This window comes from Rhodococcus sp. 27YEA15, assembly GCF_049739425.1.
In the GTDB taxonomy this organism is placed as follows: domain Bacteria; phylum Actinomycetota; class Actinomycetes; order Mycobacteriales; family Mycobacteriaceae; genus Rhodococcus_F.
Window position 1 is genome coordinate 2,620,668 of the sequence record NZ_JBMHHW010000001.1, and the last position, 14,557, is coordinate 2,635,224.

The following is a 14,557-nucleotide window of genomic DNA, read 5'->3' on the forward strand; positions in this document are numbered from 1 at the left end:
TGACGCACCACACGGAACGCGCAGATGACACGAGGGGTGAACAGTGGTTCACTCTTAGGTGAATTACCGTTCACCACCACGCACCGAGGATCACTAAGGATTCGGCCTTGGCACTGCACTCAGCTCCGAACGCTCGGCGCTCCAGCAAACTGATCACCGCGATTCTCTGCCTGTCCGGCACCGTCGTGGCACTCCAGCAGACTCTCGTCATCCCCCTTCTCCCCGATTTCCCCCACATTCTCGGCATCACATCGGACGACGCATCCTGGCTCGTCACCGTCACTCTGCTGACCAGCGCCATCGCGACACCGATCGTGTCCAGACTGGCCGACATGTTCGGCAAGCGCCGGATGATGCTCGTCTCGATGACGATGATCGTCCTCGGCTCGCTCGTCGCGGCGATCGGCGGAAACTTCGTCAGCCTGCTCGTCGGACGCGGACTGCAGGGCTTCGCCATCTCGATCATCCCGGTCGGGATAAGCATCATGCGCGACGAGCTCCCCAAGGAGAAGGTGGCGTCGGCGACCGCGTTGATGAGCGCAACGCTGGGCATCGGCAGTGCACTCGGGCTGCCACTGGCAGGGCTGATATTCGAACGATTCGGTTGGCCCGCCATCTTCTGGTTCTCCGCCGTGTGCAGCGCTCTGTTGATGGTGGCTGTCGCCGTGGTCGTACCGGAATCCAGTCTGCGCACACGCGGCAGGTTCGATTTCCTCGGTGCCGCCATGCTGTCGATCTCGTTGACCGCGATACTGCTGGCGATCTCCAAAGGTGCCCGCTGGGGATGGACCAGCGAACCGACGTTACTCATGATCGTGATCGGTATCGTCACGCTCGCACTGTGGTTCCCCTACGAACTGCGTGTCACCCAGCCGATGGTCGATCTGAGAACTTCCGCGAAACGCCCGGTCCTGTTGACCAACATCGCCTCGATCATGGTCGGATTCGCCATGTACGCGAACAATCTCAGCACCACTCAGCAGCTGCAGATGCCGAAGATCTCCGGATACGGCTTCGAACTCGGTGTCATGGCGGCCGGTCTGTGCATGATTCCCGCCGGTCTCGCGATGGTCTTCTTCGCGCCGGTGTCGGCGAACATCACCAAGAGGTTCGGCGCGAAGTCGACCCTGATAGTCGGTGGATCGGTGCTCGCGCTCGCGTACGTCGCTCGCGTTTTCCTCACCGGTTCGGTGGCGCTGATCATCGTCAGTGCTGCGGTGGTCAGCATCGGCACCGCCATCGCGTATTCGGCCATGCCCATGCTCATCATGCGCTCGGTGCCGATCACGGAAACCGCATCCGCGAACGGTCTCAACTCGTTACTGCGATCGATCGGGACCTCCACATCGAGTGCCGTCGTCGCCGCGATGCTGACCGCCATCGTCATCCCATCCGGGCCCGGCGAAGGTCTGCCGTCCATCGACGCCTTCAAGTACACGTTCTGGCTCGCCGCACTTGCCGCCGTCGTCGCGGTGGCCGTCACCGCGTTCATCCCCCGGCACGGCGCAAAGCCGGAAACCGACCTTCGCCCGGTGACACCCGAAGGATTCGAGATACCGAATGCGGCAACGTCGGGCACCGAGATCGTGGTCGCGGGCAGCGTTGTCCGGCAAGACGGACAGCCGGTCAAACAAGCCGTCGTCACCGCGATCGGGCTGCAGGGCCACCCGATCGACTGGAGCCGCGCCGACAACGAAGGAACGTTCTCCCTCGCTCTTCCGGCGCCGGGCAGGTACCTCGTGGTGAGTAGCGCCGACGGCTGGTCGCCCCGATCGCAGGTACTGGACTTCCCGGACGCGCAGACCAGGCATCACATCGAACTGGGTGAACGCCTCACCATCTCCGGCACCGTCGCAGTCGGCGGCCATGCGAGAGGCGGAACGCTGGTGACATTGACGAAACCGACAGGCGAGTTCGTCGCGTCCACGCTCACCGACGCCACCGGACGTTACGGCATGTCGCTGCCGACCTCCGGACGCTACATACTGACCGCACTTGCCGAAGGTGGGACCGGAACCCACGCCCGGCAGATCGCAGTCATCGCCCAATCGACGGTGATCGACCTCGACGTATCCGTCGACGCCGCTCCGCTCACGACCGCATGAGCACCGCCGAGGAGATCGTGCTCGCGAGCGCCCGCATGCTGTTCGCCGAACGCGGGTATGCGGCGACCACCATCAAGGACATCGCCACTGCCGCCGGATACTCCCCCGCCTTGGTGATGAAGATCGGCGGAAGCAAGGCCGGCCTGTACGCCGCGACCAAACCCTCGGCCCCGCCGCTGACCGACGACAACTCCGCGACGGTGGGAGCGAGGGTGGGCTACGAGTTGGTGGGCGCTCTCGTGGCCCGCCGCGACCGTCGAGACAACGAACCGTGGGCGATGATTGCCGTGCACGTCCACGAAGCACCAAATCCACAGCAGGTCCGCGCCGAGATCCGTGAGCGGTACGTGGGCAAGATCGCGGAACGTATCGGCGACACCGAACCCGGTCGGGTACGAAGCCAACTGGTGGTATCGCTCTTGCTCGGACTGGCAACCGGGCTGCGCACCGTAGAACTGCTCGAGACCGACTCGGTGTCCGCCGCCGAGTTGACGCAGCGTTACGGCGCGTTGGTGCAGGCAGCGATCGACGGATAGTTCCCGCGGGGACGGTAGCAGGTGCACCCGAGCGGCCTCTGGATGACACATCCCGTCCGGTGAGCACGCGTCGGGTACACCAGCGCCCGCCCGTATCGTCGCACTCGGGCTGCCGTCCCCGTCCGAACAAGGCATGCTGATTCGGTGCACACTTTTCAGGTCTGGGCGCCCACTCCGACATCGGTACAGGTAGACGTCGACGGCACCGTTCACGCGATGACACGCAGCGACGACGGCTGGTGGCGATCGGACGTCGACTGCCGTGCGGACGCTCGCTACGGATTTGTCGTCGACGGCGACACCCTCCCCGATCCACGCTCCCCGCGTCAGCCGGACGGGGTTCACGCCCTTTCCCAACTGCACCGGCTCGACGACCGGGCGTGGACCGATACCCAGTGGACCGGGCGCCAACTCGCCGGCTCGTCCGTCTACGAGCTGCACATCGGAACATTCACTCCGGAAGGAACTTTCGACGCCGCGGTCGAGCGCCTCGACCATCTGGTCGAGCTCGGCATCGGATTCGTCGAGATCATGCCCGTCAACGGCTTCAACGGAACCCACAACTGGGGATACGACGGCGTTCTCTGGTACACGGTCCACGAGATCTACGGCGGCCCGGACGGCTTGCAGCGGTTGGTCAATGCCGCGCATCAGCGCGGGCTCGGTGTAATCCTGGACGTGGTCTACAACCATCTGGGACCGTCGGGGAACTACCTCGAACGGTTCGGCCCCTACGTCGCGAACGGCGCGAACACGTGGGGTCGAACCATCAACGTCGGTGGCCCCCGATCCGGCGAAGTGCGTCGATACGTCATCGAGAACGCGCTGCGGTGGATGCGCGAGTTCCACATCGACGGGTTACGGCTCGACGCTGTCCACGCGCTGGTCGATCACACGGGCACGCACATCCTCGAGGAACTCGCCGTCCGCACCGAAACACTGTCCGCTCACGTCGGGCGCCCGCTGACCCTGATCGCCGAGAGCGACCTCAACGACACCACCCTCGTCACCCCGCGCGCCGGGGGCGGTTTCGGACTGCACGCCCAGTGGAACGACGACGTCCACCATGCCGTACACACAGCGGTGTCCGGCGAACGGCAGGGCTATTACGCGGATTTCGGAACACTCGAGACGCTCGCGAACACGTTGCGGCGCGGCTTCTTCCACGCCGGAACGTACTCGTCCTTCCGTGGCCGCGTCCACGGGCGGCCCGTGGACATCGGCAAACTGGCCGCCAGTGCTCTGCTCGCCTACACGTGCACTCACGACCAGATCGGCAATCGGGCGATCGGTGATCGCCCGAGCGCATACCTGACACCCGGCCAGTTGGCGGTGAAAGCGGCGCTGGTCCTGCTCTCGCCGTACACGCCGATGCTGTTCATGGGCGAAGAGTGGGGCGCATCCACACCGTTTCAGTTCTTTACCTCCCACCCCGAACCCGAACTCGGCCAGGCGACCGCCGAGGGCAGAAAAGCCGAGTTCGGCGATCACGGCTGGAACAGCGACGACATCCCCGATCCACAGGACCCGCAGACTTTCCTACAGTCCAAGCTGAACTGGGACGAACTCGACGTCGATCCGCACACCCGGATCTTGACGTGCTACCGCGATCTTCTGACCCTGCGCCGCACACGAATCGAACTGACCGACCCGTGGCTCGAACATCTTCACGTCGACTACGACGAGGGCGCGAAGTGGATCACAATGCGGCGCGGAACTTTACAGGTGGTCTGCAACCTCGGTCCGGACGCGGCGCACGTCCCGGCCGGCGGCACCCCGGTGCTCTGGTGGGATCCGCCGGCCCAGGACGAGACCGCGTCGTCGACGGTGGTGCCTGGGCACTCCTTCGTCGTTCTGGAACACTGACCTGCTTCGCGTTCTACCGAATCACGGACTATCGCTTCGCGTTTTCCGGTGTGCTCCGCAGCATCCTCAACACCAGTGCCGCACTGACGAACATGATGATCGCCGTGGCACCCGCGGCGACGTGCATGCCGTCGACGAAGGCCGATTTCGCGGAATCGACGAGCACCGATCCCAGATTACCCGGAAGGTACGACGCCTCCTGCAAGGCGCCACCGAGCGTGCCCTGAGCGGCATGGGCCTGCTCGTCACCGAGCATGGACGTGTCGATTCCCTTGCGGAAGATCGCCATGACCACACTGCCGAGGATCGCGACGCCCAGTGCGACACCGAGTTCGTACGCCGTTTCGGACACGGCGGACGCCGAGCCGGCCCGCGCTGGTTCCACCGAGCTCACCACCAGGTCCGACGTCAGCGTCAACGCGACGCCGACACCCGCACCGGCCAGCCCGAACCCGATGACGAACATCGCCGGTCCGGTGTCGACGCCGAGTGCGAGCAGCATTGCCGCACCGACGCCTGCCACCGCGAGTCCCACGCTCAGCACGTGTGACACGGACCAGCGGCGAACCAGCCAGGCAGCGGCAACCGCGGTGATCGCACTGAGCAACATGCCGGGGAGCATCAACAGGCCGGCATTGAGCGCGGTGTTTCCGAGCACCAACTGCAGGTACTGCGAGCCGAAGAACAGCACACCGGCCAACGCGAAGATCGAGAGCAGGTTGGTCACCACCGCGGTGGAGAATGCGGGGTTTGCGAAAAGAGTCAGATCCAACATCGGATCCTTCAGGGTGCGCTGACGGCGAATGAAGACGTAACCCGCCGCGAGACCGACCAGTCCGACGAGAAGCAAGGCCAGGCTCGGGCCGTGCACGACCGATTCCTTGATCGCGTAGACGAGGGGCAACATGGCAGCCATCGACAGACCGGCACTGAGGAGATCGAAGCGTCCGGGATTGGGGTCCTTCGACTCCGGGATCAGGATCGGGCCGACGATGATCAACGCGATCATGACCGGAATGTTGATCAAGAACACCGCGCCCCACCAGAAGTGCTCGAGCATCCAACCGCCTACCAGTGGCCCTGCTGCGGTTCCGCCACCCGCCATGGCGCCCCAGATACCGATGGCTTCGGTGCGCTGACGTGGGTTGACGAACATGCTGCGGATCAATCCGAGCGTCGCCGGCATCAGGGTTGCGCCTGAAATACCCTGCAACACACGGGCCGCGATCAACATCTCGGGACTGACGGAGAACGCTGCGACGATCGACGCGAGACCGAACCCGACCGCGCCGATCAGCAACAGCTTTCGTCGTCCGATGCGATCGCCGAGTGTGCCCATGGTGATCAAGAGACCGGCGAGGATGAACGAGTACACGTCGATGATCCACAGCAGCTGTGTGCTGCTCGGTTCGAGGTCGGCGCTGATGAACGGAAGGGCAAGGTCGAGCACCGTGCCGTCGACTGCGATGAGCAACACCGCAAACGCAAGGACTACCAGGCCTGCCCAATCGCGCTTTGTCGCCCGAACCTCGTCGGGATTGATTGCAGACGTGTGATCTGCCGACACTGACATTTCTCCCTGCGACTTTCCAATAAGTGATCTTCGAAATTTCGACTGAACCGTCCAGCCGGTACAGTAGACATACGTTAACAGTGAACCGTCCAGACGGTAAAGTTATTTCCAGGTAGGGATACATCACATGGCTGCAGATACCCGCGATCGGATTCTCGACGCATTGGAAAAGCTCCTGCTGGTCAGCAGCGTTGCTCAAGTAACTCTCGAGGGCGTTGCCGCCGAAGCCGGCGTGTCCAAGGGCGGCCTTCTGTACCACTTCCCCAACAAGGAAGCTCTCCTGGCTGCAATGATCCGACGACTCGGAGACAGATCGGACTGCCAACTCGACGACGCCGTCACCGGCGGCACCTCGGTCACCGAGTTCTACCTCCAGATACCCGATACCTCCAGCAGCGAGGAACTGTCGCTGTTTCGGTCCATCGTCGCAGCTCTGCGCACCGTGGACGGCCAACACGGCGAGATCCAGAAGGCCGTCACCGAGGTGATGCGCAGCTGGGACAAAGGTCTACACACCGAGATCGCGGACCCGGTGCAGGCCGAAATCATCCGACTCGTCGGCGACGGCATCTACCTGGCCGCGATGCTGGGCCTGCCGCAACCCGATCCGGAACTGCACCGCCAGGTGGTCGAGCGACTGATGCCGTGATCGCCGGACGTAACCGGCTCGACCTAGGTGAGGTAGCGGTATGCGGGACTACCCGGCTCGAGCCGCTCCACCTGCATCGGTGAGCGCTCCATTCGATCGAGCAACGACGACAAGCCGTCGGCGGCACCGAGTTCGACACCGACGAGTGCCGCACCGGTTTCGCGGTTGTTGCGCTTGACGTACTCGAAGAGCGCGATGTCGTCCTCCGGGCCGAGCACCTCCGAGAGGAAACGGCGCAGCGCCCCCGGCTCCTGCGGAAAGTCCACCAGAAAATAGTGTTTGAGCCCCAGATGCACCAAGGAGCGTTCGAGAATCTCACCGTAACGCGAGACGTCGTTGTTTCCACCCGAGATCAGACACACCACGGTCGAACCCGGTTCGAATGCCAAATTCTGCAGTGCCGCAACGGACAACGCACCCGCCGGTTCGGCGATGATCCCCTCGCTCTGATACAACTCGAGCATCGCCGTGCAAATCGCGCCCTCGTCGATCTGGTTGACGACGAACGCCCCGGGGCCCGGAGTGCTGCCCCCGGCGACGAACGGCAACGACGCATGTGAGTACACCTGCGCCCCCAACCGGGACACGACCTCGTACGGCAGATCCCCGATGCGCTTGACCGCGGCACCGTCGACGAACGGGTCCACGTCCGGCAAAGTGACCGGACCGCCTGCCACCAACGCCGCCGTCATGGACGCCGCACCGGAGGGCTCGATACCGACTATCGCCGTGTTCGGGGAGCGCTCGTGCAGGTAGGTGGCAATACCGGCGATGCAGCCGCCCCCGCCGACCGGAACGACGACAGCGTCGAGAGGTCTGCCCAGTTGCGACAGAATTTCCGCGGCAATGGTCCCCTGACCCGCAGCGGTGCGCACATCGTCGAACGGCGGGACCATCGTGGCGCCCGTCCGGGCGACATCCGCCGCTGCCGCCGCGGCAGCAGCGTCGTAGGTCTCGCCGATCGTGAACAGCTCGACGAAGTCGCCGCCATGCGCGCGGATTCGGTCCCGCTTCTGTTTGGGTGTGTTGGCCGGGACGTAGATGCGTCCCTTGATCTGCATGGTCCGGCAGGCGAAAGCAACGCCCTGGGCGTGGTTACCGGCGCTGGCGGCAACCACGCCGGCGGCTCGTTCAGCCGTGTCGAGTTGCGCGATCAAGTTGTACGCACCACGGATCTTGTAGGAACGCACGCCCTGCAAATCCTCGCGCTTGAGGTACACGTGCGCGCCGGTCGACGCCGAGAGCCGATCGCTGTACTGCAATGCCGTCGCCGCGATGACGTGCTGAATTCGCTCGATCGCCGCATCGATTGCCTGCGCGTCGAGCACAGGTACGGAGGACTTCACCAAGGCGACATCGGGCGGGTTAGACACTGGAGTATTTTCGCACGTCCGGACCGCTGCGTTACACCCCACCTCCGCAACCGGGCCGGCCCGGTCAGCCGCGCGGATCCAACTGCGAGGGCCGTGGAACGTTGCGGAGATTGGACTTGGCCAACTTCACGGCCTCTCCCACTCCGCCGTTCATGACGACCTTCGACATCGCCAATGCGAAGCCCTTGATCTGACCGCCGGTGATGGTGGGCGGCAACGACAGAGCCAACGGGTCGGTCACCAGGTCCACCAACGCCGGCCCGTCGTGTTCGAGCGCCGCCCGTAGCCCGCCCTCGATGTCGGCGGGGTTCTCCACCCGCCGCGAGAAGATGCCGAGAGCGGCAGCGACTGCGGCGTAGTCGACCGCGGGAACGTCCACCCCGAAATCCTGCAAACCCTCGACGAGCATCTCGAGCTTGACCATGCCGAGGGTGGAATTGTTGAACACCACGATCTTGACCGGCACCTTGTACATCGCGACGGTGACCAGTTCACCGAGCAGCATCGACAAGCCGCCGTCACCGGACACCGAGATCACCTGCCTGCCCGGGCTCGCCCACGCTGCGCCCAGCGCGTGCGGAAGTGCGTTGGCCATCGATCCGTGCAGCGCGGACGAGATGAACCGCCGCGATCCGTTGGGGTTAAGATATCGCGCCGTCCACACATTGCACATGCCGGTGTCCGCCGTGAAAATCGCATCCTCCGCGGCCAGATCGTCGAGAATGGACGCCGCGTACTCGGGATGGATCGGCGTCCGCTGCTTCACCGGATCCGTGTACGCACCAACCACTTTGGTCATCAACGTCTCGTGTTTGGCCAACATACCGTCGAGAAACCCGCGATCGGTCTTGCGCTCGACGAGCGGAATCAGTGCCGCCAGGGTGCTCGCGACGTCACCGTGCACCGCCAGATCGAGATTGGTACGACGCCCCAGGTGTTCGGCGGCGACGTCGATCTGCGCAGTCCTGACCTCGTGCGGGAGGAACTGGTCGTAGGGGAAGTCGGTACCGATCAGCAGTAACAGGTCGGCACCGTGTATCCCGTCGTGCGCGGCGCCGTACCCGAGCAGCCCTGTCATACCGACGTCGTAGGGATTGTCGTACTGGATCCATTCCTTCCCCCGCAACGAGTGCCCGACGGGGGCACCGATCGTCTCCGCCAACGTGATCACCTCCTCGCGGGCGCCGCGAACACCGATACCGGCGAAGATCGCCACCTTCTTCGACGCGTTGATCACATCCGCGAGCGCCGGTGGACGTCGCCGGAATCCGGGACCAGTCTCGGTCGTCGAGTCTGGACGAGAGTAGGCGGCGTCCCTTCGGCCGGGCAGTCTGCGATGTCCCCGGGCAGCACGACGACCGAGACCTCGTTCCGCCCCACCGAGTGGGCCAACGCGGCGTGTACGACGCGCGGGGCCTGCGCGGCCGTGCTGACCAGTTCGGTGTACCCCGAACATTCGACGAAGATGCGCTCGGGATGGGTTTCCTGGAAGTAGCCCATCCCGATCTGAGCACTGGGGATGTGCGAGGCAATGGCAAGGACCGGCGCACCGGATCGATGGGCGTCGTACAGACCGTTGATCAGGTGCAGATTTCCCGGACCACACGAACCGGCGCAGACCGCGAGCTGTCCGGTCACTTGCGCATCGGCTGCCGCAGCGAAGGCCGCCGCTTCCTCGTGACGGACGTGAATCCAGTCGATACCCCCCTCGGCTGAACCGCCGGTTCGACGTACGGCGTCGACCACGGGGTTGAGACTGTCGCCGACGATGCCGTAGATCCGGCGAACTCCGGCATCGACGAGCTGCCGAATCAACTGATCTGCAACGGTTTTCGAACTCATCGAACCTCCATGACAGGGCAGCGGAGGCCGGCCGCTACCGGCCTGCGCTCACAACGATTACCGACGACGGGGATCGAGATCCCCACTGAGATCCCTATTTGGGTTCGAGGACGAATACCGGGATCTCTCGATCGGTCTTACTCTGATAGTCCGCATAGTCGGGATATGCCGCTACCGCACGTTCCCACCACAGTGCTTTTTCGTCCCCGGTCACTTCGCGGGCCACGAGGTCGAACACCTGCGTGGCGTCACGTAGGGACACCTCGGGGTTGGCGACGACGTTGTAGTACCAGACCGGATTCTTCGGTGCGCCGCCCAGCGAGGCGACGGCGGCATAGGAGCCATTGTGCTCGACCCGCATCAACGGCGTCTTCCTGATTTTGCCGGACTTCGCTCCGATCGTCGTCAGGACGATGACGGGCAGACCGTTCAGCTCGTTACCCTCGGCGCCACCGGAGTTCTCGATCTGCGCAACCTGATCGGCTGCCCACGTCGCCGGACTGGGTTCGTACTCTCCTGTGATTGGCATGAGTACCAGTGAACACCCGCAAATCAGACTTACGCCACCGTTGGCGGGAAACCGCAGGTCCATCGACCCACAGGGTGGCCGACGCGGAAAGTTCGCTTGCCCGAACAATCTTATCCGGCTACTCTGAAGTGGCGGCGTCGAGACGCTGCGACCCCGATGTGACCACACCTGGAGCAAGGCCGAAGAAAGGTGACGACATGACCACCGCCGACATCGCCACCCGAGAGACCGTCGCCGCCACACGCGCCGTCGACATCGCCGGTACCGCCTGGCCGCTCTACAAGCTCGAAGCGCTCGTGCTCGGCTTCGTGCTGTTCGTCGTTGCCGGCGCGCTCACCCAGTCCCTGCAGGTCGCAGTTCTGACCGCGGCGGCGGCGAGCGTCGTCACCTGGTGGGTTCGACGGTTTCACTACGCCCGACTCTGACACATCGCCACATATCGACACCGATCGGACGACGACGGGGTCACGAACCGATCGGTTCGTGACCCCGTCGCGACGTTCGGTCCAGACCGAACCAGCTCCTATACCGACAGACAGCTCGGCCCGAGAAGAGCCTTCAAGTCCCCCATCAGGGCCGAGGACGGCTCGACACGCAAGACGTCATCGACCTTCCACATGGTGATCTCGGTGCCACCGATCAAACGGACGTGGACGTCCGACGTCCCGGGATGACGAGTGAGCACCTGCTTGAGCGCGCCGAGCTTGTCTCTGGTGCACTGACGAAGCGGCAACGACACCGACAGCGGCTTGGCCACTCCTACCGCCGAAAGATCTGGCACTGCAAGATCATTGGCGATCAGCGAAATACGATCGTCGCGAACCGATACGCGGGCCTTGACCAGGACCACGGAGTCCTCGGTCACGTCCATTCCGTACACCGCATACGCCTGCGGGAAGAACAGCACCTCGATGCCACCGCTGAGATCTTCGAGCTGCGCCGACGCCCACGTCAGACCGTTCTTGTTCACACGGCGGTTGACGGAGGCGAGAATTCCGGCAACCGTGACCTGGGTACCGTCTTTGATGTCACCTTCGAGAATGGTCGGGATATTGGTATCCGACTGCGCGGCCAGGACGTGCTCGACGCCGTTGAGCGGGTGGCCGGACACGTACAGACCGAGCATTTCCCGCTCGAGTGCCAACCGGTGCTTGGACTCCCATTCCTCGTCCGGAATCTTGACGTTGAACACCGACGTGATCGATTCGTCGGCCTCGTCACCGCCGAAGAGGTCGAACTGGCCGATCGCCTCGGCTTTCTTGGTGCCCATCACCGCGTCGATGGCGTCGGCGTGTACCAGCATCAGACCTTTACGCGGATGGCCGAGCGAGTCGAATCCGCCTGCCTTGATGAGGGATTCGGTGACCTTCTTGGAGCACGCAGCCGCATCGATCTTACCGAGGTAGTCGGAGAAGTCCGTGAACTTCGATTTCTCCTTGCGCGCGTTGATGATCGACGCGACGACGTTGGCGCCGACATTGCGGACGGCGCCCATCCCGAAGCGGATGTCCTCGCCGACGGACGCGAAGTTGACCTCGGACTCGTTGACGTCCGGCGGCAGCACCGTGATGCCCATCTTGCGGCAGTCCGCGAGATAGATGGCAGCCTTGTCCTTGTCGTCACCGACGGAGGTGAGCAGCCCTGCCATGTACTCGGCCGGGTAATTCGCCTTGAGGTAGCCGGTCCAGAACGAGACCAGCCCGTACCCGGCGGCATGCGACTTGTTGAACGCGTATCCGGCGAACGGGAGAATCGTATCCCACAGCGCCTTGATCGCCGGCTCGGAGAATTTGTTGGTCAACATCCCCTCACGGAAACCGGCGTACGCCTCCTCCAGCACGGACAGCTTCTTCTTACCCATGGCGCGACGCAGGATGTCGGCCTGACCGAGTGAGTAGCCTGCCACCTTCTGAGCGATCTGCATGATCTGCTCCTGGTAGACGATCAGGCCGTAGGTGTCCTTGAGGATCTCGGCGAGTGGCTCTTCGAGTTCCGGATGGATCGGCTTGACTTCTTGGCGCCCGTTCTTGCGATCGGCGTAGTCGTTGTGCGCGTTCATGCCCATCGGGCCGGGACGGTAGAGCGCCAGCACGGCGACGATGTCCTCGAACCCGGTGGGCTGCATCCGCCGCAGCAGATCTCGCATGGCACTACCGTCCAGCTGAAATACTCCCAAAGTGTCTCCACGCGAAAGCAATTCGTATGTTGCCGGATCATCGATAGGCAAGGTATCCAGATCGATGTCGATCCCACGGTTGGCCTTGATGTTGTCGATCGCATCGCCGATGACAGTGAGGTTACGCAGACCCAGGAAGTCCATCTTGAGCAGGCCGATGGCCTCGCACGACGGGTAATCCCAGCCGGTGATGATCGCACCGTCTTGCGCACGCTTCCACACCGGAATCGCATCCATCAACGGCTGCGAGGACATGATCACCGCACATGCGTGCACACCGGCATTGCGGATCAGGCCTTCGAGCCCCTTGGCCGTCTGGTAGATCTTGGCCACATCAGGATTGGAATCGATGAGTGCCCGGACTTCGGTGGCTTCCTTGTACCGCTCGTGCTCGGGATCGGTGATACCGGCCACCGAGATGTCCTTGGCCATGATCGGCGGCGGCAACGCCTTCGTGATCTGATCCGCGATCGCGAAGCCGGGCTGCCCGAACTGCACGCGCGCCGAGTCCTTGATCGCAGCCTTGGTCTTGATGGTTCCGAACGTGATGACCTGGGCGACCTTGTCGCTGCCCCACTTGTCCGTCGCGTACCGCACCATCTCACCTCGACGGCGATCGTCGAAGTCGATATCGATATCGGGCATCGACACACGCTCGGGGTTGAGGAACCGCTCGAAGAGCAGACCGTGCGGCAACGGGTCGATGTTGGTGATCCCCATCGCGTATGCCACCAACGAACCGGCAGCCGATCCACGACCGGGACCCACCCGGATACCGACGTCCTTCGCATGGTTGATCAGGTCACCGACCACCAGGAAGTAGGCCGGGAACCCCATCTCGTTGATGACGCCGATCTCGTAGTCGGCCCGCGCGAGATACTCCTGGCTGGGACCGTCCGGGAAACGTCGATCCAGACCTCGCAACACCTCTGCCCGCAGGAACGTCTCCTGCGTGTATCCCTCCGGAACCGGGAAGATCGGCATCCGGTCGTGATGCGCCCACACATCGTCGTACGACTGGACACGCTCGGCGATCAACAAGGTGTTGTCACACGCCCCCGGCACCTCGTCGTCCCAGATGGCCCGCATCTCCGCCGCCGACTTGAGGTAGTAGCCGTCACCGTCGAACTTGAAGCGGGTGGGATCGGAGAGTGTCTTACCGGTCTGGATGCAAAGCAGCGCCTCGTGATTCTCCGCCGCGTCCTTGGTGACGTAATGGCAGTCGTTGGTGGCCAAGGGCGGAATACCCAACTGCCTGCCGATATCGAGAAGCCCCTCCCGCACCCGGCGTTCGATCGAGAGACCGTGGTCCATCAGTTCGAGAAAGAAGTTGTCCGGACCCCAGATCTCCTGCCACTTCGCCGCAGCCTCGAGAGCCTCGCGATCATGGCCGAGTCGCAACCGGGTCTGAATCTCCCCCGACGGACAACCCGTGGTGGCGATGATGCCCGCGGCGTTGGCCGCGATCAATTCCTCGTCCATTCGCGGCCACTTTCCGAGCTGACCTTCGATGGAGGCCAGCGAGGACAGTTTGAACAGGTTTCGCAGACCGGTCGCGTTCTCGGCGACCATCGTCATATGGGTGTAGGCACCACTACCGGAGACGTCGTCTGACTTCTGGCTGCGATCTCCCCACAACACACGCTTGGTGTTGAACCGGGACTCCGGCGCGATGTACGCCTCGATACCGATGATCGGCTTGATCCCGGCGCTCTTGGCCTCGTTGTAGAACTGGCTGGCACCGTACATGTTTCCGTGGTCCGTCATACCCACGGCAGTCATGTTCTGCTTGTCGGCTTCCTTGAACATGGCACCGACCTTGGCAGCACCGTCGAGCATCGAATACTCGGTGTGATTGTGAAGATGTACGAACGAGTCAGCCACGAGCGCCTCTCTGAAGGTCTGGGA

Annotated in this window: 9 protein-coding genes and 1 pseudogene; 5 read left to right on the forward strand and 5 right to left on the reverse strand. The window is 63.4% G+C overall.

Features of this window, described 5'->3' with window-relative positions; genetic code table 11:
* Positions 1–107 precede the first annotated feature (107 nt).
* The 3 genes from ABH922_RS12115 (at position 108) to treZ (ending at position 4,507) form a co-directional block, all read left to right on the forward strand.
* Positions 108–2,105: an MFS transporter gene (locus ABH922_RS12115; RefSeq protein ID WP_424807156.1), complete on the forward strand. Its 1,998-nt coding sequence runs from the start codon at positions 108–110 to the stop codon at positions 2,103–2,105.
* Positions 2,102–2,641 carry a TetR family transcriptional regulator gene (locus tag ABH922_RS12120; protein WP_424807157.1) on the forward strand — a complete coding sequence of 180 codons (540 nt, stop codon included), beginning with the start codon at positions 2,102–2,104 and terminating at the stop codon, positions 2,639–2,641. The genes ABH922_RS12115 and ABH922_RS12120 overlap by 4 nt, the downstream gene beginning before the upstream one ends.
* A 144-nt stretch (positions 2,642–2,785) precedes the next feature.
* The gene (gene treZ, locus ABH922_RS12125) at positions 2,786–4,507 is read left to right on the forward strand and encodes a malto-oligosyltrehalose trehalohydrolase (protein ID WP_424807158.1); all 1,722 of its coding nucleotides are present in this window, start codon (positions 2,786–2,788) and stop codon (positions 4,505–4,507) included.
* A gap of 28 nt (positions 4,508–4,535) precedes the next feature.
* On the opposite strand, the gene ABH922_RS12130 is transcribed toward treZ, so the two are convergent.
* The gene (locus ABH922_RS12130; RefSeq protein ID WP_424807159.1) at positions 4,536–6,080 is read right to left on the reverse strand and encodes an MFS transporter; all 1,545 of its coding nucleotides are present in this window, start codon (positions 6,078–6,080) and stop codon (positions 4,536–4,538) included.
* A 127-nt stretch (positions 6,081–6,207) separates the two neighbouring features.
* Here ABH922_RS12130 and ABH922_RS12135 point away from each other — a divergent pair, with 127 nt between their 5' ends.
* Complete coding sequence (locus ABH922_RS12135) at positions 6,208–6,729, forward strand: TetR/AcrR family transcriptional regulator (protein ID WP_424807160.1); 522 nt, start codon at positions 6,208–6,210, stop codon at positions 6,727–6,729.
* Positions 6,730–6,752: 23 nt separating this feature from the next.
* On the opposite strand, the gene ilvA is transcribed toward ABH922_RS12135, so the two are convergent.
* The 3 genes and pseudogenes from ilvA to ABH922_RS12150 all read right to left on the reverse strand — a co-directional run bounded on the left by ilvA (position 6,753) and on the right by ABH922_RS12150 (position 10,473).
* Positions 6,753–8,102 carry a threonine ammonia-lyase IlvA gene (gene ilvA / locus ABH922_RS12140; RefSeq protein WP_424807161.1) on the reverse strand — a complete coding sequence of 450 codons (1,350 nt, stop codon included), beginning with the start codon at positions 8,100–8,102 and terminating at the stop codon, positions 6,753–6,755.
* A gap of 64 nt (positions 8,103–8,166) precedes the next feature.
* A pseudogene (locus tag ABH922_RS12145) lies at positions 8,167–9,944 on the reverse strand (pyruvate dehydrogenase).
* Positions 9,945–10,038: 94 nt separating this feature from the next.
* Positions 10,039–10,473, reverse strand: coding sequence for a nitroreductase family deazaflavin-dependent oxidoreductase (locus tag ABH922_RS12150; RefSeq protein WP_424807162.1), 435 nt, complete (start codon positions 10,471–10,473; stop codon positions 10,039–10,041).
* Between the two features lie 197 nt (positions 10,474–10,670).
* Here ABH922_RS12150 and ABH922_RS12155 point away from each other — a divergent pair, with 197 nt between their 5' ends.
* Complete coding sequence (locus ABH922_RS12155; RefSeq protein ID WP_424807163.1) at positions 10,671–10,898, forward strand: hypothetical protein; 228 nt, start codon at positions 10,671–10,673, stop codon at positions 10,896–10,898.
* Positions 10,899–10,996: 98 nt separating this feature from the next.
* Here ABH922_RS12155 and dnaE read toward each other — a convergent pair whose 3' ends face one another.
* A complete protein-coding gene (gene dnaE, locus ABH922_RS12160; RefSeq protein WP_424807164.1) occupies positions 10,997–14,533 on the reverse strand; it encodes a DNA polymerase III subunit alpha in 3,537 nt (1,178 codons plus the stop codon).
* Positions 14,534–14,557: the final 24 nt, after the last annotated feature.

Bases quoted from the DNA above. Each gene is read 5' to 3' on its own strand.
- ABH922_RS12130 (WP_424807159.1), bottom strand. From the start codon at position 6,080: ATGTCAGTGTCGGCAGATCACACGTCTGCAATCAATCCCGACGAGGTT.
- ABH922_RS12155 (WP_424807163.1), top strand. From the start codon at position 10,671: ATGACCACCGCCGACATCGCCACCCGAGAGACCGTCGCCGCCACACGC.
- ABH922_RS12150 (WP_424807162.1), bottom strand. From the start codon at position 10,473: ATGCCAATCACAGGAGAGTACGAACCCAGTCCGGCGACGTGGGCAGCC.
- ABH922_RS12120 (WP_424807157.1), top strand. From the start codon at position 2,102: ATGAGCACCGCCGAGGAGATCGTGCTCGCGAGCGCCCGCATGCTGTTC.
- ABH922_RS12135 (WP_424807160.1), top strand. From the start codon at position 6,208: ATGGCTGCAGATACCCGCGATCGGATTCTCGACGCATTGGAAAAGCTC.